The sequence below is a fragment of the Myroides albus genome, from assembly GCF_009711045.1.
In the GTDB taxonomy this organism is placed as follows: Bacteria; Bacteroidota; Bacteroidia; order Flavobacteriales; family Flavobacteriaceae; genus Flavobacterium; species Flavobacterium album_A.
The window spans coordinates 1-26,677 of sequence record NZ_WMJX01000023.1; the positions used below are offsets into that span (position 1 = coordinate 1).

The 26,677-nt window shown below is 34.2% G+C and carries 22 protein-coding genes; 14 read left to right on the forward strand and 8 right to left on the reverse strand.

The window, feature by feature from the left end; translation table 11 throughout:
* Window positions 1–60: 60 nt before the first annotated feature.
* Both GJV76_RS10615 and GJV76_RS10620 read right to left on the reverse strand, forming a co-directional pair.
* Entirely contained in the window at window positions 61–756 is a 696-nt protein-coding gene (locus tag GJV76_RS10615; RefSeq protein ID WP_155092595.1) for an SIMPL domain-containing protein, read from the reverse strand.
* Window positions 757–841: 85 nt separating this feature from the next.
* The gene (locus GJV76_RS10620; RefSeq protein ID WP_155092637.1) at window positions 842–1,486 is read right to left on the reverse strand and encodes a rhomboid family intramembrane serine protease; all 645 of its coding nucleotides are present in this window, start codon (window positions 1,484–1,486) and stop codon (window positions 842–844) included.
* 109 nt (window positions 1,487–1,595) lie between these two features.
* On the opposite strand from GJV76_RS10620, the gene GJV76_RS10625 reads away from it, so the two are divergent.
* Together GJV76_RS10625 and GJV76_RS10630 are read left to right on the forward strand one after the other, a co-directional pair.
* On the forward strand, window positions 1,596–2,495 hold the full coding sequence (locus GJV76_RS10625) for a lysophospholipid acyltransferase family protein (protein ID WP_155092596.1): 900 nt from the start codon (window positions 1,596–1,598) through the stop codon (window positions 2,493–2,495).
* Between the two features lie 87 nt (window positions 2,496–2,582).
* A complete protein-coding gene (locus GJV76_RS10630) occupies window positions 2,583–3,269 on the forward strand; it encodes a TIGR02117 family protein (RefSeq protein ID WP_155092597.1) in 687 nt (228 codons plus the stop codon).
* Window positions 3,270–3,342: 73 nt separating this feature from the next.
* Here GJV76_RS10630 and glmM read toward each other — a convergent pair whose 3' ends face one another.
* Window positions 3,343–4,731 (reverse strand): phosphoglucosamine mutase, encoded by a 1,389-nt coding sequence (gene glmM, locus GJV76_RS10635; protein ID WP_155092598.1) that lies wholly within the window; start codon window positions 4,729–4,731, stop codon window positions 3,343–3,345.
* A gap of 100 nt (window positions 4,732–4,831) precedes the next feature.
* Between glmM and GJV76_RS10640 the strand changes: the two genes are divergently transcribed.
* From GJV76_RS10640 to nhaC, 7 genes are all read left to right on the forward strand, one after another.
* Complete coding sequence (locus tag GJV76_RS10640) at window positions 4,832–5,431, forward strand: acyl carrier protein phosphodiesterase (protein ID WP_155092599.1); 600 nt, start codon at window positions 4,832–4,834, stop codon at window positions 5,429–5,431.
* Window positions 5,432–5,513: 82 nt separating this feature from the next.
* A complete protein-coding gene (locus GJV76_RS10645; protein WP_155092600.1) occupies window positions 5,514–7,328 on the forward strand; it encodes a chloride channel protein in 1,815 nt (604 codons plus the stop codon).
* 714 nt (window positions 7,329–8,042) lie between these two features.
* Complete coding sequence (locus GJV76_RS10650; protein WP_155092601.1) at window positions 8,043–8,870, forward strand: serine O-acetyltransferase; 828 nt, start codon at window positions 8,043–8,045, stop codon at window positions 8,868–8,870.
* 17 nt (window positions 8,871–8,887) lie between these two features.
* The gene (cysK, locus tag GJV76_RS10655) at window positions 8,888–9,823 is read left to right on the forward strand and encodes a cysteine synthase A (protein ID WP_155092602.1); all 936 of its coding nucleotides are present in this window, start codon (window positions 8,888–8,890) and stop codon (window positions 9,821–9,823) included.
* 151 nt (window positions 9,824–9,974) lie between these two features.
* A complete protein-coding gene (locus tag GJV76_RS10660) occupies window positions 9,975–10,793 on the forward strand; it encodes a 5'-nucleotidase, lipoprotein e(P4) family (RefSeq protein ID WP_155092603.1) in 819 nt (272 codons plus the stop codon).
* Window positions 10,794–10,838: 45 nt separating this feature from the next.
* Complete coding sequence (locus tag GJV76_RS10665; RefSeq protein WP_155092604.1) at window positions 10,839–11,321, forward strand: hypothetical protein; 483 nt, start codon at window positions 10,839–10,841, stop codon at window positions 11,319–11,321.
* Window positions 11,322–11,604: 283 nt separating this feature from the next.
* Window positions 11,605–13,065, forward strand: a complete 1,461-nt coding sequence (gene nhaC / locus GJV76_RS10670) for a Na+/H+ antiporter NhaC (RefSeq protein WP_155092605.1) — start codon at window positions 11,605–11,607, stop codon at window positions 13,063–13,065.
* 148 nt (window positions 13,066–13,213) lie between these two features.
* Here the strand turns inward: nhaC and guaB are convergent, their stop codons facing one another.
* From guaB to GJV76_RS10690, 4 genes are all read right to left on the reverse strand, one after another.
* Entirely contained in the window at window positions 13,214–14,686 is a 1,473-nt protein-coding gene (gene guaB, locus GJV76_RS10675; RefSeq protein ID WP_155092606.1) for an IMP dehydrogenase, read from the reverse strand.
* Window positions 14,687–14,743: 57 nt separating this feature from the next.
* Window positions 14,744–15,610 (reverse strand): hydroxymethylglutaryl-CoA lyase, encoded by an 867-nt coding sequence (locus GJV76_RS10680; RefSeq protein ID WP_155092607.1) that lies wholly within the window; start codon window positions 15,608–15,610, stop codon window positions 14,744–14,746.
* A gap of 160 nt (window positions 15,611–15,770) precedes the next feature.
* Window positions 15,771–16,397, reverse strand: a complete 627-nt coding sequence (locus GJV76_RS10685) for a LysE family translocator (RefSeq protein WP_155092608.1) — start codon at window positions 16,395–16,397, stop codon at window positions 15,771–15,773.
* 26 nt (window positions 16,398–16,423) lie between these two features.
* A complete protein-coding gene (locus GJV76_RS10690; protein ID WP_155092609.1) occupies window positions 16,424–17,443 on the reverse strand; it encodes a quinone-dependent dihydroorotate dehydrogenase in 1,020 nt (339 codons plus the stop codon).
* A 503-nt stretch (window positions 17,444–17,946) separates the two neighbouring features.
* On the opposite strand from GJV76_RS10690, the gene GJV76_RS10695 reads away from it, so the two are divergent.
* The 5 genes from GJV76_RS10695 to GJV76_RS10715 all read left to right on the forward strand — a co-directional run bounded on the left by GJV76_RS10695 (window position 17,947) and on the right by GJV76_RS10715 (window position 26,057).
* Window positions 17,947–18,318 carry a hypothetical protein gene (locus tag GJV76_RS10695; RefSeq protein WP_155092610.1) on the forward strand — a complete coding sequence of 124 codons (372 nt, stop codon included), beginning with the start codon at window positions 17,947–17,949 and terminating at the stop codon, window positions 18,316–18,318.
* A gap of 61 nt (window positions 18,319–18,379) precedes the next feature.
* A complete protein-coding gene (locus GJV76_RS10700) occupies window positions 18,380–19,966 on the forward strand; it encodes a hypothetical protein (protein WP_155092611.1) in 1,587 nt (528 codons plus the stop codon).
* A gap of 156 nt (window positions 19,967–20,122) precedes the next feature.
* A complete protein-coding gene (locus GJV76_RS10705) occupies window positions 20,123–21,703 on the forward strand; it encodes a hypothetical protein (protein ID WP_155092612.1) in 1,581 nt (526 codons plus the stop codon).
* Window positions 21,704–22,393: 690 nt separating this feature from the next.
* Window positions 22,394–25,219 (forward strand): FAD-binding and (Fe-S)-binding domain-containing protein, encoded by a 2,826-nt coding sequence (locus GJV76_RS10710; protein ID WP_155092613.1) that lies wholly within the window; start codon window positions 22,394–22,396, stop codon window positions 25,217–25,219.
* A gap of 277 nt (window positions 25,220–25,496) precedes the next feature.
* Window positions 25,497–26,057 (forward strand): helix-turn-helix domain-containing protein, encoded by a 561-nt coding sequence (locus GJV76_RS10715; RefSeq protein ID WP_155092614.1) that lies wholly within the window; start codon window positions 25,497–25,499, stop codon window positions 26,055–26,057.
* 36 nt (window positions 26,058–26,093) lie between these two features.
* Here the strand turns inward: GJV76_RS10715 and GJV76_RS10720 are convergent, their stop codons facing one another.
* The gene (locus GJV76_RS10720) at window positions 26,094–26,675 is read right to left on the reverse strand and encodes a GNAT family N-acetyltransferase (RefSeq protein ID WP_155092615.1); all 582 of its coding nucleotides are present in this window, start codon (window positions 26,673–26,675) and stop codon (window positions 26,094–26,096) included.
* Window positions 26,676–26,677: the final 2 nt, after the last annotated feature.

Here is a 26,677-nt window from a genome sequence, read left to right on the forward strand (position 1 = left end):
GGGGTTTTGTTTTTTAGGCTTTTTAGACAGCCTCTTTTTACTTTATAACTTCTATTCTTTTTAATCTAAAGAAAAACTAATAGAAACACCTGATGTGACTTCAATTTCACCAACTGCTAAAGTTTGATCCATTGAGTCGGCAGTACCTTTCATTAAATACATTGGTCTTACAACTGGTGGAGCATAACCTCCTCCATCTGACACTAAAATAGCTTTACCTACTTTCTGTCCTAATGCATTCGCATAATCAGTAGCTTTTTGTTTTGCTTCTTTTACTGCTAAAGCTCTTGCTTCTGCTTCATAAGTAGCAATTTTAGAGGATTGAAACTCTACCCCTTCAATCTTGTTCACACCTGCTTCCATTACCCCTACGATTAACTCCTCGTATTTTGTAATATCAGTTAAAGTGATACTGATCACTTGACTGGCATTATAGTAATCTTTTTTCTCCTCATAATCTCTTGACTGATATAAACTTACACGTTGTGTTTGAATATACTTGTCTTCAATTTTCAAGCTTTTAAGATACTTCAAAACTTTAGCAATACTCTGATCGTTAATTTTCTTAACTGAAGCTGCATCGCTTGATTTATTCTCAACACCCAAACGTATCACTGCCTTATCTGGAACTACAGATACTTTACCTGTTCCGTTTACCTGTATTTGCGGAGTTATTGGAGATGTATAACTTGTCTGTGCAAATGTAGCTGTTGTAGCTAACAATGCTGCACCTAATAATATTGATACTCTTTTCATATTTTTTCTTTTTCTGATATAAACAAATATATTTAAAAGCTTTCTATTTACGAGTTTCTCCTATTGAAAATTAACATCTATTAGGCTATAGTTTTCCCTTCTTAAACAAGATAAACAACAGTATTATAGGAACTAACATCAAACCTATTAGCAATAAGTTTTGTTGAATTAAGATCGGAAACTTTAACAATATCAATAGCAGACCTGCTATTGCTCCTCCAATATGAGCAGAATGCCCAATGTTGTCGTTTTGCTGTCTCATCCCATAAACAGAGTATAACAAATACAAAATAGCAAACAAATAACTTGGTATAGGAATGATAAAAAAGATACCTAACATCATATCTGGGTTAATCATAATACTGGCATATAGTACCCCCATGATAGCTCCTGAAGCACCTACAGCACGATAGCCCGCCTTGTGTTGATACATTTGATATGTTATGAGATTTCCTACTATCATACTTACAAAATAGATTAATATAAAAAACACAACACCTACATTCTGCATTAAATAATCACCAAAAAAGTAGAGTGTCATCATATTGAATATAAAGTGCATCCAGTCTACATGTAAAAAACCCGAAGTCAGTATCCTTTGCTTTTCGCCTGCACGTACTGCATCTATGTCAAAACAATACTTGTAAAAGAAATTAAAATCATTTAGCCCCTTGTAAGTGACTATACCCGTAATAGCCATTATAGCTAAAACTACTGGTGAAATATCCATCATATTTTGAAAAAGTAAAATTTGAGATAAAAATAAACATACTTTTGTAAGCGCAATCATTTTTTGCCGAAAATAGACGAAAGAAGTATCTTTGCATAAATATTCAAATATGAAATTCTTTATATACATTATAGCTTATCCCCTACTTTGGTTAATTTCAAAGTTGCCTTTTCCTGTTTTTTATTTTGTATCTGACTGTTTTTATATTCTACTTTATAGAATCGTGGGATATCGCAAAAAAACAGTACGTGCAAACATCAAAATGACTATGCCAGAGCTAAGTGATAAAGAAGTAAAACAAGTAGAAAAAGAGTCTTTTAGACACCTTTGTGATATTTTCTTAGAAATGATAAAGACATTTACTATTTCCGAGAAAGAGCTTAAGAAACGCTTCTCTTTTACAAATCTTGATACAATCTTAGAAATAGAAAAACAAGGTAGAAGTATTATGCTTTTTTGTGCGCATTATGCTAATTGGGAATGGATAATCATCTTAGATAAATTCATAAAATTCCAAGGGTACGCCGTTTATAAGAAAATAAACAATCCCTACTTCAACAAACTTATCAAGAAGATTCGTATGCGATTTGACACAGTCCTTATCGAAATGAAGGAGACAATAAAAGTGACACGCAAAAACGAATTAGATAAGAACCACGGAGTATATGCCTTTATAAGTGATCAATCGCCTATGATTAGTCAAACAAACTGTTGGCAAGAATTTATGGGTATTGAAGTTCCTATCTATACTGGAGGTGAAGCTCTGTGCAAAAAATTCAATATGATCCCCATGTATCTTGAAGTTGAATATATCAAAAGAGGACATTATCAAGCCACATTCATTCCGCTGTTAGAAGAGGGTGAAAACATTAAAGATGTTCCTAACTATGAAATTATGCATCGCTTTTTAGGTAAAGTAGAGCAAACTATTCGAAAAGCACCTGCTTATTACTTCTGGACTCATAAAAGATGGAAACACCAAGGTAAAAAACCGAAAAACATAAAGTAATTAAAAGATTACATATTCAAATATTAAAAAAAAGCTGTTTATTTATACTTGTAAACAGCTTTTTTTAGCTCCTATACAAACAAGAAGATGAAATATCTGAAATTAAGTTTAAAGTATATCGCCTATTTTTTAATGGGATTCATTTGCATTGTCCTATTGTACTTATTATTTGCAAGATTACTATCAAGCATTACAGTGAATAAAGAACAAAGTGGCACAAAAAGTATAACAATGTATATTCACACAAATGGCATGCATACTGATTATGTTTTTCCAATTAAATCAAAGCAAATCGATTGGAATCAGATATATCCAATTACGGATACGAAAGGACAAAATCACAACCAAAATTACATCGCCATAGGCTGGGGTGATAAAGGTTTCTTTCTCGATGTTGAAGATTGGAATAATGTCAAACCAAAAATAGCCTTAAATGCCGCTTTTGGATTAGGTTCAACAGCAATACACATCACATATTATAACTCCATTCAAATAGGAGAACATACAAGAGAAATTAAGATATCAGAGGAACAGTATAAACACTTGATCGACTTCATTTTATCGTCAACTAAGATAGATAAAGATACCAGTAGGCCGATTGTAATTGTTACAGATAAAGTATACGGACAAAACGACTCTTTCTATGTTGCTAATGGAAAATATAGTTTCTTGAACACTTGCAATACATGGGCGAATAAGGGACTTAAAAAAGCCAAGATGAAAAGCTGTTATTGGACAGCATTTCAAGAGGGAATATTCAGAAAATATGAATAGTGCTTACTTAGGAAATACAAAAAGGGAATTACAGACTTGTAATTCCCTTCTTTTGTATCTATAAGCAAAGGAACTAAATCCCTGCTATTACTTTTAATTCTTCCATCATGCGCATTGCTAATCCATCTGCATCCTCTTGGGTTGGTGCCTCAGTATAAATGCGTATAATAGGTTCTGTATTTGATTTTCTCAAGTGTACCCAGCTTGTTGGAAAGTCAATCTTCACTCCATCTACTGTTGATATTTCCTGATTACTATAGTTCTCTGCGATTTGTTCAAGGATCATATCCACATTCAACTTTGGAGTTAATTCTATCTTATTTTTACTCATAAAATAAGATGGGTAAGACGCTCTTAACTCAGCTACAGTTTTATCCATTTTAGCCAAATGCGTTAAAAATAAAGCTACCCCTACAATTGAGTCACGTCCATAGTGAATTTCAGGATAAATAATACCTCCATTTCCTTCGCCTCCAATCACTGCACTTGTTTCTTTCATCAAAGCTACAACATTTACTTCACCTACTGCTGAAGCGGCATATTGCCCTCCTCTTGCCTTAGTCACATCTCTCAAAGCGCGAGAAGAAGATAAATTTGAAACTGTATTTCCTGGCGTTTGACTTAACACATAATCAGCTACTGCAACAAGCGTATATTCCTCTCCAAACATTTCTCCATCATTAGAAATAAAAGCTAATCTATCTACATCTGGATCAACAACAACACCGAAATCTGCTTTCTCTTTCTTTACTAATTCACAAATATCAGTTAAGTGCTCTTTTAATGGTTCAGGGTTATGAGGAAAATGTCCATTTGGTTCGCAATATAACTTTACTACTTCAACACCTAATCTTTCTAAAAGTGCAGGAACAATAATTCCTCCTGACGAATTAACAGCGTCTACTACAACTTTAAACTTGCGTTTTTTAATCGCCTCAACATCGACTAATTTCAATTTCAACACTTCATCAATGTGGATATCCATATACCCCTCTTTTGGAGTAATTGTTCCTAAACTATCTACATCTGCAAAGTCATAAGTTTCTTTCTCTGCTAATTCAATGATTAAAGCACCCTCTTCACCATTCAAAAATTCACCTTTTGCATTCAATAACTTCAGTGCATTCCACTGTTTAGGATTATGAGAAGCTGTTAGGATAATACCTCCATCAGCCTTTTCTAAAGGTACTGCTACTTCTACTGTAGGCGTTGTAGAAAGTCCCAAATCAATTACATCAATTCCAAGTCCAATCAATGTATGTGTCACCAAATTGTGAATCATTGGTCCAGAGATTCGAGCATCTCTACCAATAACAACAGTTAATTTTTCTTTATTTGAATTCTTCTTTAAAAACGTTCCATACGCTGAGGCAAACTTAACTGCATCGATTGGCGTTAAATTATCACCAACTTTTCCTCCTATTGTACCTCTAATACCAGAAATAGATTTTATTAAAGTCATAAGTTTCCTATTTTTGTTTACCGCAAAGATAGAATAAATAACAAAAAAGACCTCTTTTATTACTCTTTAAAAGCCTTCTTGTTTGTATAAAAAAGCACTTATGAATTTTTTAGCGCATATATATTTATCACTTGATAATGATTTTTTAAAAATAGGTAATTTTATAGCTGATAGTGTTAGAGGTAAATCTTATTTAGATTACCCTATCCCAATTCAAAAGGGAATACTACTTCACAGAGAGATTGATGAATTTACAGATTTTCATCCGATATGGAGAACGAGCAAGCGAATTGTAGTTCCGAGATACAATCACTATGCAGCAGTGCTTATCGATATGTATTACGATCACTTCTTAGCTTTAAACTGGGATGTATATCACACTACTCCTTTAGAAACTTACGCAAATGATTTCTACCAATTATTAGAACAGAATTTCGATGTACTACCAACTCGAGTACAAAATTTCTTACCAATTATGATCAGAGAAAATTGGCTTTTAAAATATAAGACAATTGACGGTTTAAAGTATATTTTGACTCAGATGGACAGAAGGACAAAAGGAATATCACAAATGAGCTATGCTACTGAAGAATTAGTGGATAACTATGACATTTTTCAACAACAGTTTACTGCTTTTTTTGAAGAACTACAGCAACATATTACAGAATACGCCATTCAAGTAAATCTCACAACAAAATAATAACCCTCTACTTACTTAGGATATTCTTTTATTTTTAGTATCTTTTTTGATAATAGTTTGATTTTTGAATTATTTTTGCATTATGAAACTAATCAACAAGCGTCGCATAAAGTATTATTTACACCAAAGTTTTAAATATGCCGAAGGCATTTTATTCTTTTTAAAGTCTATACTTTCTGAAAGACAGTTTATGTATTTATCTTGTGTTATTGTAGGAGCTTCTTCAGCTATTGCAGTGATAATACTAAAATACTTTGCTCACACAGTACTTGAATTTGCGACCTATATTGACAATATTTCACACCTGCCTTATACAAATAGTATTTTACCTATTATCGGGATATTACTAACTGTATTTGTCATCAAGAAATTCTTGAATGGTAGTATAGAGAAAGGGACTTACCAGATTATGATAGCTGTAGCAAAAAAATCGGGAATAATGCCACGTAAGCAAATGTATTCTCAGATAATTACCAGTTCACTTACTGTAGGTATGGGTGGTTCATTAGGATTAGAATCCCCTATTGCCATCACTGGAGCAGCATTTGGTTCAAACTATGCTCAAAACTACAAGCTAAATTACAAAGATAGAACACTATTACTTGCCTGTGGAGTAGCTGCTGGGATATCAGCGGCATTTAATGCTCCAATTGCTGGTGTATTATTTGCAATTGAAATCATCATCGTAGATTTATCAGTTACTGCTTTTATTCCTATTATGATTGCTTCTGCAACTGGAACAATTGTTTCGAACTTAATCATAAAAGAAGACATTTTACTTTCTTTCAAAAACCAATTAGTCTTTGATACAGGAAACACATTCTATTATGTTCTATTAGGTATATTATCAGGCTTTTTCTGTGTGTATCATGCGAGAATGTTTAGAAAAACAGAAAAGTATATCTCGAAGTGGAGTAATCACATCTATAGGAGGGCCTTATTTGGCGCTTGTTTATTAGCTTGCCTTATTTTTCTTTTTCCAACTCTTTTTGGAGAAGGATACAACAGTATTAAAATACTAACAAGTGATACACCACAAGATATCCTAAACAATACCTTATTAAGCGGCTTTAGCAGTAGCGAATGGGTTTTATTACTATTTGTAGCTGGTGCTGCATTAGTCAAAACTTTTGCCGTAGGTTTAACTATGGGGAGTGGTGGTAATGGAGGAAACTTTGCTCCATCACTATTTGTTGGATCTTATTTGGGTTTTGCTTTATCAAAACTTTTAGTAATGATGGGGATGAAAGATATTCCGATTCAAAACTTTACAGTAGTTGGAATGGCTGCAGTAATTAGTGGCTTATTTCACGCTCCGCTAACTGCAATTTTCTTGATTGCAGAGATTACTGGAGGATACGGACTAATGGTTCCTTTACTGATAGTATCTTCTATCAGTTTTGCAATCTCAAAACACATGGAAAAATACTCTATGGATATTAAGTCAATTGCTACTAGTGGTTTAGTATTTACGTCTGATAAAGATTTCAATATCCTAACAACAATTAATCCTCAGAACCTAATTAAAGACGATATAAAAACCTTAACTACAGCTCATCAAACAAGTGATATAGTTTCTGTTTTCTCATCTACAAACCAAACTTTTATTCCCATACTTGACAGTGAAGAAAAGGTTATTGGAATTATTCAGTTAGACAAGGTAAGACCTATTATCTTCAGTACTTTTCAGACTAAGTTCACCCCAATCAATGACCTTATTGAACCAGCAGTAGTGATGTCTTATCAAGATAGCACAAAGATTTTTATGGATGCCTTTGACTCTAATAAACTCAGCTTTTTAATTGTCCAAAAAGACAAAAAATACATTGGTTATATAGCTAAGTCCGATTTGATGGACAACTACAGAAGAAACTTGAAATCATATAGGATTGACTAATATTACCCTAAAAAAGTAAATTACATATAAAATAAAAGGTCACTAATTTAAAAACTAGTGACCTTTAATTTTTTAGCAAAAATATGTGATTCGTTTTTTAATTCATGAAATAGAACAACAAAACAACAAAACCAAATCCCTTATAAGTAGCCAGCTCAAAAGAAATTGAAAATAAAAAATCTATTCCTGAAAACTACACATTTTGCACTGTGTTGAACTAATAATACTTCGCCTTCGTATTTAATAGTCATGACAAATGTACAATATTTGACGTACATTCAACAAGAAGCTTACTTTTTTTAACAATTGTTATCCAAAATAGATACTCCTACATCAAGTATCTCAATGACAAACATTTACAATAAACCTCCGAAACTATTAAGCCCCTTGTATTTGCTGATTTTTTAATAAAAACACATCAATTTTATATTATTCAAATAATACCTGTTTATTTATTTTTAACAATTTAAAAACAAAACAAAACAAGAGCTACTATAGAAGCCGCTTGATATCTAATCAGACATTCACCTCCAAAATGAGAATTTTACAAACTACCATATTCATGGTATTTTTGTGTTATTGAATGTTAAAAAGCCGCATAACACTTATTATATTTTTAATTTTACACTTCATGATTAATATTTGATTTATATTCTAAATATAGAATAAGTCAACAAGTAACATAAACAGAAAAGATTAATTCAATAATTTTTAATGCAAACAAACTTTATAAAAGAATTACTACATCAGAATGAGAGTTCTCAATCTTTCTTAGATAAAAAGCGAATTGAACAATTTACGGATTCACTTTTTCACTTTTTATTTCAATTAGAAGATAAAAAATATACTTCAGAGCAAGCTATCAATATCCGATTAACTATCCTAAAGAATGAACTGATTTCTATTGTATTTAATATAAATAACGATATCGATAAATCTAATAAGATAGCCAGTGATTTCTTTGAAGCATTGCCAAGTATCTATTTTGTTCTTCGAACAGATGCTCAGGCAATTTTAAATAACGACCCAGCTGCTACTTGCTTACAAGAAGTATACATAGCTTATCCAGGTTTTTATGCTATTGCGATTTATCGCTTTGCACATCAGCTCCATAGACAACAGGTTAAGTTATTACCTCGTATTTGGACAGAATATGCTCATAACAAAACAGGTATTGACATTCACCCTGCTGCATCAATAGGCAGTAGTTTTTGTATAGATCATGGAACTGGCATTGTGATTGGAGAAACATGTGTTATTGGCAATAATGTCAAAATATACCAAGGAGTAACTTTAGGAGCTATTTCTGTATCTAAAGACAAAGCTAATACACGTAGACATCCTTATATCGAAGATAATGTCATTATTTATTCTGGGGCAACTATCCTTGGGGGAGAAACAACTATCGGACACGATACTGTTATTGGAGGTAACGTTTGGTTAACCAAGAGCGTTAAACCTAATTCAATTATCTACAGTAAAAGTAAGAGCTATTCTAAAGACCAAGATATATACCCAGAACCTATCAATTTTGTAATATAACCTAAAAAAAAAAGAATATGAAAATAAACAGCGTATTGGAGGCGATTGGAAACACTCCCCACATTAAAATCAACAAACTGTTTCCCAATGATGTAAATGTTTGGATTAAACTAGAAAAACAAAATCCTGGTGGAAGCTTAAAAGATCGTATCGCTTTAGCTATGATTGAAGACGCCGAACAAAAAGGATTGATAAATAAAAATACCACAATCATCGAACCTACCTCTGGAAATACAGGTGTGGGACTTGCCATGGTTTGTGCTGTAAAAGGGTATAAACTGATCTTAGTTATGCCTGAATCAATGAGTATAGAAAGACGTAAGTTAATGGCTGCTTATGGTGCCAAATTTGTCTTAACACCTAAAGAATTAGGTACAGCAGGATCAGTTTCAAAAGCAACTGAATTGGCAGAACAAATAGACAATGCTTGGGTACCTCAGCAATTCAATAACTTAGCGAACCCTGAAATTCACAAACGCACTACAGCTTTAGAAATTGCTAATGATTTCCCTGAAGGAATTGATTATCTGATTACAGGTGTTGGTACTGGTGGACATATTACTGGGGTAGCAGAAGTATTAAAGGAGAAGTTTCCTAAAATGAAGGTATTTGCCGTAGAGCCTGCTAACTCTCCTGTCTTAAGTGGAGGTCAGCCTGGTCCTCACCCATTACAGGGAATTGGAGCTGGATTTATTCCAAAAGTAGTCAATACTACTCTTTTTGATGGTATCATTACAATCGACAAAGAAGAAGCATACGAATACACCAACAAAATAGCAAGTCAAGAAGGTATTTTGGCTGGTGTTTCAACGGGAACTTCATTGGCAGCTATTGCCAAAAAATTACCAGAAATAGAAAAAGGTGCTACTATTTTGACGTTTAATTATGATACAGGAGAAAGATATTGGTCGGTAGCAGACTTATTTGACGAGAAAGTAGCTGAGATTAAATAATTCATTATCAATAAAATAAAAGCCATCTATGATTAATAGATGGCTTTTATCTTTATATACTTATACTAAAAAGTTCTATATCAAACAGAATAGCTCTAATCAAATATAAAGTTGTAATTTTGTATACTTATAACAGTTAAAACATAGAATTATGCTTAAAAGATCTTTCCTAATCGCAGGACTAGCATTCGCAACATTAACAGCTTGTAAATCAGTTCCTCAATCAGTTGTAGCTACAAACGACAATGTACTAAACAACATCGAAGTAAATGGAAAATTATATGCTGCTGTTTTTCAACAAAATGCTGCTGAATATCAAGCTCTTTGCGCACAAGCATTTAACATTGCTACCTTACAATTAGATTTAATTTTACAAGAGAATCACGACAAACCTATTGCTATTGTAACAGATATTGATGAAACTTTCTTAGACAACTCTCCTTATGCTGTAAAAACTGCTCGTGAAGGAAAATCTTATGACCAAACAACTTGGACTGATTGGACTTCTAAAGGGGAGGCTATTCCTTTATTAGGTAGTCAAGAATTCTTTAACTATGCTGCTTCAAAAGGAGTTGAGATTTTCTATATTACAAATAGAAATCAAAATGACAAACCAGGTACAATGAAAAACTTGGTGAAATACAATTACCCTTTTGCAGATGAAGAACACGTAATCGTTAGAACTGCTGAGTCAAGTAAAGAAACAAGACGTCAAAAGTTAAGTGAAACACATGAGATCGTAATGCTTTTAGGTGATAACTTATCTGACTTCTCAACTCTTTGGGATAAAAAACCACAAGCTGAACGCATTGAAAATGTAAAAAACAATAGAGAGCAGTTTGGTAAAAAATTCATCGTATTACCAAATACTGGTTATGGAGATTGGGAAGCGGCATTATTCCAATACAGAAAAGACCTTTCTAAAGAAGACAAAGATAAAATCTATAATAAAAGCGTAAAAGGCTTTTAAGACATACTCTATCAACAATATAAATTAATAACAAATTCAATTTACATGAAGAAAATAATGGCTTTAGTACTATTTGTAAGTACTTCAATCGCTTTTACAGCTTGTTCGAGTGATGACAACACACCTGTAAGATCTGAAATGGAATCACCAGAAGGTACTTGGGAATCTTCTACATTGACTTATGCTGCTTTTGATGAAAATGGAAAGCCTTTTCACGCAAGTCCTGAAGGTGTGGAATACACATATGATAAAATCCCTTTTGGAGAAGATCCGACTAAAGAAGAAACATTCATCATTGAAGGTAATAAGGCAACATTAAAAGATATTGCAAAATCTAATAAAGAAACTATTGTTGAAGGTGAACTAATTAACAAGACAACAATCGTGCTTGACAATGAAAAATACCACGATAGAACAATAGTAAATGTTACCAAGACTACAATGACACTTAGCTATAGAATGGACTTAAGTATGGATAAAATGAAAAATGCTTATGGCATTTTAACAGTAAAATACCTTAAGAAGTAACTTCTTCTAAGATTAAAATAATGAAAAGGGGGACTGCATAGTCCCCCTTTCTTATTATTCCATTTTATCAATTTACAAAATCAATTACAAATGACACAATCAAAAAAACATGTACTACAAAAGCAATTAGCAACACAATGCATTAAAAATCAAACACCTATAAAATACACATTCTTCATCATAAACGACCAAACACTACTCATTCCTTATTTTAACGTTTCCAAATAAGAAGTTACTTAACATATTTTCATATATTGAAAAAAATTATAACCCACAACAATATATGAAATCACATAAAAAATCCAAGGGAAAACCAGTTACACTCCTGCAATCGTTAATCCCAATGGTAATACTTATCATTCTCTTAGGTATCAACGTTTTTGTCTTTGGAAGCTCGGCTCTCGCTGGATCAAACCAATTTGTATTATTAATCGGAGGATTAATAGCAATTGGAGTAGGATTATACAACAAAGTTGATTACGAAGATATTATCAAAAAAATAACCAAGAACGTAAGAGAAACCACACGAGCAATCTATATTCTATTGCTGGTAGGAGCCTTATCGGGTACTTGGTTATTAAGTGGTATTATCCCTACGATGATATACTATGGATTACAAATCCTCGAGCCACATATCTTTCTCCCTGCAACAGTGATTATCTGTTCCATTATTGCCTTAGCAACTGGTAGCTCTTGGACCACATCTGCCACTGTAGGTATTGCACTAGTAGGTATAGGTAATGCAATGGGAATAGAACTTGCACTAATTGGAGGTGCTGTAATCTCAGGAGCATACTTTGGAGATAAATTATCTCCCCTATCAGACACTACTAATTTAGCATCTGCTATGGCTGGTACAGATTTATTTACTCATATAAGGTACATGATGTTCACCACTATCCCTACCTATGTAGTAACACTAATTATATTTATCATCATCAGCTTTAATCTTGATGTACCTGATACAATAGATATGTCTGCTTCATTGCAAGCCATTGATCAAACATTCAATATCACACCTTGGTTATTCTTAGTTCCTGTGATTGTAATTGGAGCAATATTAAAAAAGATGAAACCAATCCTTGCTTTATTACTGGGAACCTTACTAGGTGCTGTATTTGCTCTATTCTTCCAGCCAGATATAGTAGCCTTTGTAGGAGAAGGAACTACATTAACACCAGTTACAGCCTATAAAGGAATTATGAATGCCATTACTACAGATATTGCTATTCTATCTCCCATGGAAAGCTTAAATAGCTTATTTGAAGCAGGAGGAATGAAAAGTATGTTAAATACAGTATGGTTAATTATCTGTGCAATGTTCTTTGGTGGAGCAATGGAAGCTATCGGAGCTTTAAAGAAAATAACACAAACATTATTAAGTATAGCTAAGTCAGTTTTTGGGCTATTCGCAAGTACAATGGCAAGCTGTGTAGTGGTAAACCTAACTGCTTCTGAGCAATACCTATCATTAGTAATCCCTGGAAAAATGTTCTCTAAAGCTTATAAAGATAAAGGACTTGCACCTGAGAACTTAAGTAGAACTTTAGAAGATTCAGGGACAGTGACATCGGTGCTAATTCCATGGAATACCTGTGGAGCTTATCACTCAGGGGTATTAGGTATTGATACAATGACTTATGCGCCTTATGCATTCTTTAATATCATTTCCCCATTTGTATCTCTTACTTATGTGGTATTAAATATTAAAATCAGACGTTTAGTTGATGCTGTAAAAGCATAATTTTTAATTAAGAATTATGACTCTGCGCTTACGTCATGAGGTAAGCAGAACTTATATAAAATAACAAAAGGCTATTTCTCTCGAAATAGCCTTTTGTTATTTTATTATTTCTACTGTTAACAGTGAACCATCAACTGTAAACTAATTATTATCTAGAATAGTTAGGTGCAGATTTAGTAATCGTGATATTGTGAGGGTGACTCTCTCCAATACCAGAAGCTGTTAACTGAACAAATCTCGCTACCTCTTGCAAGGTAGGTATATCCTTTGCTCCACAGTAGCCCATCCCTGCTCTTAGACCTCCTATGAACTGTAACATACTCTCGTTTAATTCTCCTTTATAAGGCACTCTACCTTCGATTCCTTCAGGTACAAGTTTTTTTACATCGTCTTCCACATCTTGGAAATATCTGTCTTTAGAACCTTGTTTCATTGCAGCAACAGATCCCATTCCGCGGTAGGCTTTGAACTTTCTTCCTTCGAAAATAATTGTTTCTCCAGGAGACTCTTTAGTACCTGCCAACATAGATCCTAACATTACACAGTCTGCTCCTGCACCAATTGCCTTAGGAATATCACCTGTATAGCGAAGTCCACCATCCCCAATAACAGGAATTCCAGTTCCCTTTAGAGCTGCTGCTACTTCCATAATCGCAGAAAACTGAGGAAACCCAACACCTGCAACAACGCGAGTTGTACAAATAGACCCAGGTCCTATTCCCACTTTCACAGCATCAGCACCTGCCTCAACTAAAAATAAAGCAGCTTCTGGCGTCGCAATATTACCTACCACAACATCTATTTCTGGAAAAGCTTTCTTAACTTCTTTTAATACCCCTACTACTCCTTGTGAGTGTCCGTGAGCCGTATCAATGATTAAAGCATCTACACCTGCCTGTACCAACAATTTAGCTCTGTCTACAGCATCAGCAGTTACTCCTAAAGCAGCAGCTACACGTAGTCTACCAAACTTATCTTTGTTCGCATTAGGCTTTAAAGTAAGTTTAGTGATATCTCTAAAAGTGATTAAACCTACTAATTTATTATCAGCATTAACAACTGGTAATTTCTCAATCTTTTTCTCTTGAAGAATTTCTTCTGCTTGAGCCAATGTTGTCCCTTCTGCTGCAGTTACAAGATTTTCTTTTGTCATAACCTCAGTGATAGCGCGTTCGTTTTGTTTCTCGAAACGCATATCTCTATTAGTTATAATTCCCTTTAGATACCCTTCTGAATCAACGATTGGAATACCTCCAATACCAAATTCAGCCATAGCTTTTTTCGCATCACCTACAGTAGCAGACATAGGAAGGGTTACAGGATCGATAATCATACCAGACTCTGCTCTTTTTACCTTTCTTACTTCTTTTGCCTGTTCTTCCGCTGTCATGTTCTTGTGAATCACTCCGATTCCTCCTTCACGAGCCATAGCGATAGCCATTTCACTTTCCGTTACAGTATCCATAGCCGCAGACACTACAGGAACGTTTAAAGTAATGTTTCTTGAAAATTTTGATTTTAAACTTACCTCGCGAGGTAATACTTCAGAATAGTTGGGAACTAATAATACGTCATCGTAAGTTAAACCTTGACCGATGATTTTAGTTGTGTGTGCTTTCATGTGCAATTGTAATTGAATTGCACGCGAATTTAGCTTTTTTTGATTAAACTAAAAAACTTAATGGTAAAAATTAAATATTTTTAACGCTTCGTTGTAAGCGCTCTCAAATGACATAGCACTCAAATTCGTATCTACCTTATTAGCTGTAAAATAACTTAGCAATCGCTCTGTAGGCATATTCCCTGTCAAATCATCTTTTGCCATTGGACATCCTCCATATCCTTTAATTGCTCCGTCAAAACGCAAACATCCTGCCTTATAAGCAGCATCTACCTTCTCATACCATGAATCTAAGGTCGTGTGTAAGTGAGCTCCAAATTCAATATCAGGATATGCTTTAATCAAATTACTAAACAAATAATCTATCACCTCTGGAGTTGAGCTCCCTACAGTATCAGATAAAGAGAGTATTTTCACTCCCATCTTTGCCAATCTTTCTGTCCATTCTCCAACAATCTCTACATTCCACGGATCTCCATAAGGATTTCCAAATCCCATAGACAAGTAAGCTACTACTTCTTTATTGCTCTTGGTCGCTACATTTAATATCTCATCTAAAGTCACAATAGATTCTGCTATTGTCTTATGCGTATTTCGCATCTGAAAGTTCTCCGAAATAGAAAACGGAAAACCTAAATACTGTATTTCATTGAATTGAGCTGCTTGTTCAGCACCTCTTGTATTTGCTATGATAGCCAAAAGCTTACTCTGTGTCCTACTCAAATCCAATTGACCTAATAATTCCGCAGTATCTTGCATCTGTGGAATCGCTTTAGGCGAAACAAAGCTTCCAAAATCAATCGTATCGTATCCAACTCTAAGAAGAGCTTGAATATATTGTGCTTTTTTCTCAGTCGGAATAAACATCTTGATACCTTGCATGGCATCACGAGGACATTCTATTATTTTTACTTTTGGTTTCATAGTGTTTCAAATATAGATGAAAACTTGATAATTCACAAAATGAATTATTTGAAATTGAATACAAATAATTTACTTCATTAGTTAACTGAATTTGAAATAGATAAATAAAAAAGAGGCTCGTTATTTAGAATAACGAGCCTCTTTTTTATTATTTTCAAAACTAACTCACAAGTAGAAAAACTCCTAATCCCGAGAAAATTATAATTTGTAACCATTTCAAAAAGACATTTATAATCTTGTTGTTCTTCATAAACTCTGTCAACTGAGCAGCAATCGTACAAATGATCAAAAAGATAACTAATGCCTCTGTTATAAATACGCTCCCCAGTACAAATACCTGTTGCTTTATATTTCCAGCAGCTTCACTAATAAATCCTGGAAATAGAGCTAAAAAGAACATCATGACCTTTGGGTTAAGAATATTCATAAATAACCCCTTTCTCACAAACCCCATAAAACTCTTATCACTCTTAGTTGTAGGGCTATCATCTATCGTAATAACATTTTCTTCTTGGTACACCTTATAAGACAACCAAAATAAATAAAGAGCTCCAAATATCTTAACTGCTTTTAAAGCAAAAGCTGAATTAATAATCAAAGCTGAAACTCCAAAGGCAAATAGAGATAAATGAAATAATAATCCTCCCATTTGACCAATAACTACAGCATAACCGTATTTCTTCCCCCTTGTGATACTTTGAGAAACAACATAAAGTAAGTCTGGTCCAGGCGTAATTATCAATAAAAAACAAGTTATAAAAAAAGTATAAAGAACTTCTGTTGACATAGTTTGTTTTTGATGTATTTAGTTTGTTATGATTGCGATAATATTTTTTTATTGATTTTCTTGATCAAACTTGGTCCCTCATAAATAAAACCAGTATACAATTGAATCAGACTTGCACCTGCTTCTAATTTTTCTATAGCATCCTCAGCCGAGTGAATCCCTCCTACTCCTATAATAGGAAAAGCGCGATTGCTCTTTTCTGATAAAAAGCGGATAACCTCAGTACTTCGTTTAGTCAAAGGCTTTCCACTTAGACCACCTGTTTCTGATTGGTTTACAGACTTTAGATTCTCTCTTCCAATAGTCGTATTTGTTGCAATTACTCCAGCTATTTTTGTTTCTGTGACAATCTCTATAATGTCTAATAACTGATCATCTGTTAAGTCTGGTGCTATTTTTAATAAAATAGGCTTAGGAGCCTCTTTCTGATTATTTTTAACTTGTAAGCCATGAAGTAGTGCCTTCAGTGGTTCTTTATCCTGTAAGGCACGTAAATTAGGTGTATTAGGAGAACTCACATTCACAACAAAATAATCTACATAAGGAAACAACGCCTCAAAACAGATCTCATAATCTTCATTTGCTTGTTCATTTGGGGTCACTTTATTCTTACCAATGTTCCCTCCTATCAGCGTTCCTTTGTTCTTCTTTAGACGTTCTATTGCCTCTTCTATCCCTCCGTTATTAAATCCCATCCTATTAATCAGACCTCCATCCTCTTTTAGTCGAAATAATCGCTTAGTAGGATTTCCAGGTTGCCCTTTGGGAGTCAACGTTCCTATTTCAATAAAACCAAAACCAAAATTCTCTAACTCACTATACAATTTCGCATCTTTATCTAATCCCGCTGCAAGTCCCACAGGATTCTTAAACTTTAGTCCAAAAACTTCTCGTTCTAATCGAGGATCATTAACCTGACAATTGGCGCGAATCAGCGCGGATATACCTGGAATGGCATTAAAAAATTTAAGAGCACCAAAAGTAAAATGGTGTACCTTCTCCGGGTCAAACCTAAAAAGAATAGGCTTTATTATGCTTTTATACATGTGCTAAAGTACTTTGTGTTGTTGTGTGTAATTTGGTGCAAAGGTAGTCTTTTAACCTTTAATTTCATATAGCTATTTTTTTGTTTTTCATCCCTCCTTACTAAGTTAAAAACAACCTCACTTTCCGAAAAAAATAAGTGATTTACTAAGAAAACACTATATGACTAACTTCACTTCTGTCTTTACATCTCCTTTGCACATCTGAATAAGGAAACAAATCCACATTTTCACTTTTATATAACAACTTTCAATAAACATTATACAAGCTATCTTTCCACTATAAAATCCTTCCTTCTATAATCTTACTTAAACTAAAACTACTATAATATCTAAGTCCATAGAACTTTCCTCCTCTTTAGTCCCTCCTTAATAAACAGAGCAGCACATGTTAAATAATATTAAAAAAACAAACAATTTTAACATAACTTATTTAAAAAACATACATTAATTACTATTAAAATTATTAAATACGTATATTTGTTAAAAAATAAAAATAAAATTTTATGAAAAACAAATATTATATCCCATTCTTACTTTTGTGTTTTGTTCTGTATTCATATACGTCATTTTCACAAATAGTCATTGGAGAAAAAGTGTTACCAAAGCAAGGTACACTATTACAAATTCAGAACTTACCTGATCAACCAAACGACTTAACTAATTCCAATAAAGGACTGTTATTACCACGTGTTAGTCTGACAGACATAAACAACCTATACCCAATGTTTGCAACAGGGTATAACAAAAGTGTATTAGATCCAATACATATAGGGTTACTCGTTTTTAATGTCAATGAAAACTTAGTTAACGGAAAAGGTATCGGAATTTACGTTTGGGACGGATCTAAGTGGACCAATCTAGATCTTAATCTATAATTAAAAAGTGTATCATGTTATTCTGCTGTAATAACATTAAAAAACAAAGAAAACTTTTGCTATGAAAAATAAATACTTGATTACCTTTCTCCTATTAATTCTCTTCTTCAGAATAGATGTTTCTGTGGGGCAGGTTACTATGGGAGAATCGGGAGTACCGATGCCAGGCTCTATATTACAACTACAGAATCTCGAGTCAAACGCTACGAACTTAATCAACGCAAACAAGGGATTGCTATTACCTCGAGTTAAGCTTACCGATATAAACAATCTTTACCCTATGTTCGCACCAGGGTATGATAAAACAGAACAAGATCTTGCTCATGCAGGCTTACTTGTTTTTAACGTTAATGAGGACCACTTTAATGGGGACGGAAAAGGTGTTTACAGTTGGAGTGGTAAGAAGTGGAATGGTATAGGGTTAACTCCTCGTTCCATTAATGTCTCACCAAAAATAGTATACTTATCTAAAAACAAACTTACTGGGACAGCCGAAATAGCTCCAAGTATACCAGGTCTTCAATGGGAAGAAACAGTGTCTGGTATAGAGGACTCTTCTACTATGACTCTTGATTCAAATGGAGATATAAAGAAGATGACCTTTAATCGCTCAAATACAGTTTTTGGGAATAAGACATATACCTTTACCTTAAAAAACAACCCTGATAGAGCTACCGAACTGCAAGTTGCCAACCTTGAGTTAGTGATTAACACTCCTCTTTTTAAAGTTGGTGTAGGAGATAAAAATGGAATTGTACAATCAAGCAACGCTGTTACAGCTCATGGAGGACAAGAAAAATGGGAAGTAATTAGTTATTCTAAAGACGTTTTTAACTGGGATATACCTCCGAAACTAGAAGATGGAAAGTTAACTTTTCAACTAGGTGAGGCTAAGATGGCAGGAAACATAGAAGGCGAAATTATAGTAGCGCATATAGACGACAAATCCTTAACTGGAAAAATTACTGTTAGACAAAACTCTGAGTTCAAAAGACTACCGGATTTCGATTATATTGTAGCTGAACTCTATGCTCAAGATGGAGGTATGAATCCTCAATATGTTTTATTGTGTTTAACGAGTGAAGTTCGCGGCACAGGACATCCAGAAGTTGACTATCAATTCGTAGGATACCAACAAGAACATCCCGATTTAAACGAACCTGTTATTATAATGGAACGCTACGCAAATACAAATAAAAAACCTTCTAAAAAAGTGGAGTTCTTAAGTACCTCTCGACACAGAGAAAGTTATAGTCTTCCCAAATATGCTGTATTAAACATGTCTTTATTGGCTAACGAAATTTTAACATCTGAACACAATAGAGAATTCAAGTTCCAGAGTAGAGCTGCTTGGTTTTGGCCAACACCAAATGCTACGGACGACTCACTAAATAAAGCTACAGTAAGTTACACATTCTACAAAGGAGGTAGGTTAGTTTGGGATGAAGATCAAGATTTCCCTAAAATTGTAGGAGGAATTCTCGTAGATCAATTCTCCAAAAAAGACATAAACGTTCGAAAGGCATCTGGTGAAGAGGATGTAACTGACCCTGCTGTTAGAGATCGTTTAACGCAGCCACTGTATGAAATAGAGTATGACTTCGTGGAAAAAGCGGGATTATTCTTACCGATGGAAGGAGTAAATTAGATTACTATTCACTTTGGGCAAATACCTTAGTCAAGAGAAAACACCGATATAGAGTTTTCGCTTCTAATCTAATGTAACCAATTCACGGAATTAAACTTAGTAAGCATACATACATGCTGTTCTTATACTGGCATGTATAAAATACAAATCAATACTATGAAAAAAAAATATACTGCAATATTAGTGCTATTAAGCCTTTTCTTATCTATAGATACTGTCAGCGGACAGGTCATCATAGGCGAGCCGGGCATACCTGCACCAGGATCAATATTACAATTACAAAACTTAGAGACAAATCAAACTGATTTAGAAAATGCCAATAAAGGATTGTTACTTCCAAGGGTTTTCTTAACGGATGTAAACAACCTATATCCTATGTTTTCGACTGGATATGACAAAACTGAATTAGATTCTGCCCATTCGGGACTAATAGTATTTAATACTAACGACAATCTCTTTAATGGAGATGGTAATGGAGTTTATCATTGGAATGGCCGTAAGTGGAGTGGTTTAGGTTTAATTCCTCGCACCATAAATATCTATCCAAAGACCGTCTATTTAACTAAAAACAAAACTAGTGGGACAGCCGAAATAACGCCAAGTGAACCAGGACTTCAATGGGACGAAACAGTGTCTGGTTTAGAAGATTCTTCTACCATGACCTCAAGCTCGAGTGGAAATACGACAACGATGACCTTTAATCGTTCAAATACAGTTTTTGGGAATAAGACATATACCTTTACCTTAAAAAACAACCCTGATAGAGCTACCGAACTACAAGTAGCCAACCTTGAGTTAGTGATTAATAGTCCTCTTTTAAAAGTTGGTGTAGGTCCAGAGGATGGTTTAGTTACCTCTCAGAACGCTGTGTCTGTTTATGGAGGACAAGAGAAATGGGAAATATTGAGTTACTCTAAAGATGTTTTTAACTGGGATATTCCCCCTAAATTAGAAAACGGTAAACTAACTTTTCAATTAGGTGAGGCTAAAAATCCAGGAAATGTAGATGGACAGATTACAGTGGCCCATGTTGATGACCATAATCTTACAGGTACCATAACAGTGAGACAAAACTCAGAGTTTGTACGTTTGCCTGATTTTGATTATATCCTATTAAGTGTTTATGCAGAAGATGGTGATCCTCATTGGAGTAATAACCAATACATACATATTTGCATTTCTTCTGAACTTAGAGGAACAGGAAACGAAGAAGTAGATGATCAATTTGTTGGTTATCGAAAAAAGAGATTATACGATATTGAATACGTAGAGTCTCGTTCTGCCAGTACTAACGCAGACCCTAATAAGAAAGTTCCTTTCTTATATAGTTCTGGAACTCATACGGGTTCAACAAGAACCGAATATGCTTTATTACATATGAATACACTTACTAAAGACATATTAACTTCTAAAAACAATCGAGAATTTCAATTCCAAACTAGAGCTACTTGGTATTGGCCAGAATACAGAGCTGATGAGGATGAACAAAATAGAGTAACAGTAACATTTAGATTCTTTAAAGGGGGAACAATTTATTTTAGCAACCATCGTCCTCAAATATCTCAAGATGCTGTGGAAGTAAGAGATCCATTTGTAAAAAAAGGAGTACATGTTAAAAAATATGCAGGAAAAACCGACATAACTAAGAAAGAAGATCGAGAGAAGTATACACAACCTCTTTATCAAGTAGAATATGATTTAATTGAAAATGCAGGTATCTTTACCCCTATGCTGTAATATAATACTCTTCTCTAAAATAGAAAAGCCTATTTAAATGATTTAAATAGGCTTTTTCTATTTTAATACAGTAAATCATAGCTTGTAATCTATAACTGTTTAATTTGAGTATAATAGTAAACCTCAACAATAAAGCATAACTAAATCTATAAAACATACAAACCGCTTGCCAACACTTTTCTAAATCTACATTTACTACTAACAAAACTTTCAATCAACTTTCATAATCTCATTTTTTGATTTACCCCAATTTAGATGTGGATAGATAATCTAACAGTTATTCACATACCTAACCATATAAGATAAAACAGTTTACACATCTCCTCTCTTCACTAAACTTTAATAAGCACTCTATACAAACCATATCGTATTTTCCTTGCACTTCCTTGGAGGTTTCTTGGGGTTTTCTTGCCCAGAAGGCCTTTTTCTCGAAGAAAGGTGCAAGCATTCCCCTAGAAACCACCTTAAAACTCCCTACTAAACGCATCCAAAAAGAATCACTTAATCAAACCAATTCAAGGTCAATTCTGTTTTAGTTAGATTTTTAGTCAGATAATTATCTTATAAAACAGGTTTCAAGAATAAACTCTATCTCTTCAATCAACTTATTTATACCGAGTATAAACAAAGCTCTTCTCTCATATCTTTTTTAGATGTTTTGTAAATTGTACGCTTATAAAATCACAAAATATGTTACCATTAGAATATCAGAAATTTAAAGACGAATTAGCTAACTACATTGAAGCAGATAGGATTATCACTAATCCTATACAATTGTTAGCTTATGGTACAGATGCAAGTTTTTACAAATTAGTTCCCAAGATAGTTGTTCAAGTTCACAATCACGAGGAGGCTGTCTCTACACTAAAAACAGCAACAGCGTGTCATGTTCCAGTAACTTATCGCGCAGCGGGAACGAGTCTATCAGGACAGGCTGTAACAGACTCTGTACTTATGGTAGCAACACATAAGTGGAAAAATTATGAAATTTTAAATAACGGCTTACAAGCTAAGTTTCAACCAGGTATTATCGGTGGTAGAGCTAATATTATCCTTGCTCCTTACGGCCGTAAAATCGGACCAGATCCTGGTTCTATCAATGCTGCTATGATCGGAGGTATTGCAGCTAACAATGCCAGTGGGATGTGCTGTGGTACGTCTCAGAACTCTTACAACACCATTGCTGATATCACCATCGTACTATACGATGGTACGGTATTAAATACTGCCAGTGAAGAAAGTAAAAAAGAGTTTGCACTGAAGCATCCCGAAATTATCCAAGAAATCGAGCGCCTTAGAGATGCTATTCACACAGACCGCACATTATACGAAAGAATAGAACGAAAGTTTAAAATTAAAAACACTACAGGTTATAGCCTTAACGCTTTTATTGATTACCACGATCCTTACGAAATCATCAAACACATTATGATAGGATCTGAGGGAACTCTTGCTTTCATCTCTGATATTACTTATAATACAGTCGTAAACTTCAAGCACAAGGCTTGTACACTGATGATATTTGAGACTATAGAAAAAGCGTGTCAAGCTGTTCCGTATCTTAAAAAGAGTCCTGTAGCCGCCGTAGAATTGTTAGACAGAAACAGTATCAAGTCTATAGAAGACGAGCCATTGGCTCCTGAATACTTTAAAACACTGCCAGATACAGCCTGTATCCTACTTGTAGAAGCACAAGCTGAGAATGCAGAAGACATGGCTATTAAACAACAACAAATTAGAGAGGCCATCACGCCTACTCCTACTTATAAACCTTTTGAGTTCACTTCAGAACCTCAACAATATGCCTTTAATTGGAAAGCCAGAAATGGTCTATTACCAACAACTGGAGCTTTAAGAGAAACAGGTACTACTTGTATCATTGAAGACGTAGCATTCCCTGTAGAGAAATTGGCAGATGCCTGCATCGCTATGAAGAAGTTGTTCGCGGAGTTAAAATACGACGATGCTGTCTTATTTGGTCATGCCTTAGAAGGAAATTTACACTTAGTATTTTCTCAGGACTTTTCTACACAAGAAGAAATAGATCGCTATGCGAAGCTAATGGACGACTTGGTAGAGATAGTCGTAGACCGTTTCGATGGGTCTCTAAAAGCAGAGCATGGTACTGGTCGTAATATGGCGCCATTCGTAGAAAAGGAATGGGGCGAGCAGGCGTATGACATTATGCTAAAAGTCAAAGCTATCTTTGACCCACACAGCTTAGTCAATCCTGGTGTTATTATCAACGCAAACCCTCATGTACACTTAGAGAACTTTAAAGCTTCTCCTGCTACGAATGAGATTGTGGACAAGTGTATCGAATGTGGATTCTGTGAATCACACTGTGTATCTGAAGGCTTGACTCTGTCTCCAAGACAACGTATCGTAGTTGGTAGAGAGATTGCCAGATTAAAGAATTTGGGTAAAAATACAGAAGAACTTGAGAATTTAGTAAATAGTACACATTACTATGCTGATGAAACTTGTGCGACAGACGGATTGTGTGCCTTAGCTTGCCCCGTAAAAATTGATACAGGAAAGTATATTAAAGATATTCGTCATAGCGAAATCACTGAAAAAGATAGAAAGAATGCGGAGTATTTTGTAGAAAATATGGATCGCGTAACTGCTATGGGTAGAAAAGCACTAAACACGGTTGGCGTGTTCCAGAATATCTTAGGTAACAAGATCATGACAAGCGTATCCAGTGGAATGCGCAAAATATCTGCAAACAAAATTCCGCAATGGAATGTGGCTATGCCTAAAGGCAATAAACACAAAATAACAGAATCGACAATCAATCCAGGACAAGACCGAAAAGTTGTTTACTTCCCATCTTGTATCAACAGAACAATGGGAAAATCTCAGGATTACCCTAAATCCGATGTAGATCTAACTGCAAAAACAGAAGAACTATTAAAACGCGCTGGCTATACTATTATTTATCCCGAAAATGTAAATAATATGTGCTGTGGTATGCCATTTAGTAGCAAAGGAATGAAAGAAGAAGGACATACAAAATCTTCTGAATTAGAACTGGCTTTACTCAAAGCAACAGAAGACGGCAAGTATCCTGTAATATTCGATATGAGCCCTTGTTTCTATACTTTCCACGAAGCACATCAAGGAGGTAAACTAAAAATGTACGATCCGATAGAATTTATGTTAGATTTCGTTATGCCACATTTGCCAATTAAAACACCAAGAAAGCAAATTAATGTATTCCCTGTGTGTTCAGTAAAAAAAGTGGGACTTGAAGCTAAGTTATTAGAATTAACAAAGATGTGTGCTGAAAAAGTAAATTACATCGATAGTAATTGTTGTGGATTTGCCGGAGATAGAGGGTTTACACTTCCTGAATTAAACAAGCACGGAAATAGACATCTCAAAGAACAATTGATAAAAGATTGTAACGATGGTTTTTCAACAAGTAGAACTTGTGAAATTGGCCTAACAGAATATGGAGGAGTAAACTTTAAGTCTATATTCTATCTAATCGATGAAGTAACGAAATAAATTAATTTTTTATTTTCAAGATATCATCACTTATAATAAGCTAAACGGCATAGAGTATATTCTATGCCGTTTTTTTATAACCGAATTTTCTAAATACGGTTATACTTATTATTACACATTTAGCATGATACAGATAATAGTAAAACAAAAACTATTGTTTACAAATTCGGTTTAATAATATAAGTAAAAGAGTACTTATGCCGAATAACTATATTTCTACTACTCGTTTATGTTCGAATGTGATTTAGTATCTTTGACAATTACTAATAGTGAAATAATGAATATTTATATTAAAAATATGGTTTGTACTCGATGTAAAATGGCAGTAGAAAGCTTGTTTACAGAGTTAAAATATACAGTTATCAATATTGATTTAGGCGAAGTAGAAATTAAAGAGTCTCTAAGTGACACTCAATTAGGAGAAATAAAAGATCGTCTTGAAGCTATTGGTTTTGAATTATTAGACGATCGCAAAAGTAAAATTGTCACAAAAATCAAAAGCTTACTAATAGAGTTAGTGCAAAAAAACAATGCCTATTTAGAAACACCTCTTTCAAATTACATTAGTGAGCAAATGAATCAAGATTACCATGCTCTTAGTACGCTTTTCTCCTCATTAGAGTCGACAACTATCGAACAGTACTTCATTATTTTGAAAATTGAACGCGTAAAAGAACTGTTAGTCTATGATGAGATAAGCTTAAAAGAGATCGCTTACTTACTTAATTATAGCAGTGTTGCACATCTAAGCAAACAATTCAAGAAAGTAACAGGGCTCACACCCACCCACTTTAAAACCACAGGTGATCAAAGAAGAAAACTTATTGATAAATTATAGCATAAAAAAAAGCGATTAAAATCGCTTTTTTTTATATTATAATTTATGCTCTAACTTCTCCCTGACAGTTTCAAACCACTCCGATTTCAAAATACTCAATACTGCAGTATCTCGTCTGCGTCCATCTCTCATTAGAGTATCCGATCTCAACACTCCCTCCAAAGTACAACCTATGCTTTTCATCGCAGCAATACTTCTTTGATTTGAAAAGTCCGCACGAAACTCTACTCTTTCCATCTCCAATACCTCAAAAGCATACTTTAATAAAACGTATTTACAATGCTTATTTACCCCAGTGCCACGATATTTCTTACCGTACCAACTATAGCCAATAAGCAGTGTTTTTTGAACAGGATTAATATTGTATAAACGCGTACTACCAATATACTCATCTATATTCTTATCATAAACGATGAAAGGTAAAGAAAGCTTATGCTCTCTATCTTTTAAAGCCTGACCAATATACTTTTCGAGATTCTCTCTGCCCGCACCAGTTGTAGGTGAATAATCCCATATTTCTGGTTCATTCTCCGAAAAAACCAATAAATTATCTACATCATGTTGCTCTAATGGTCGTAAGAGAACCCGATCATCACTGAGGATTATCGAAGGCGTCATGG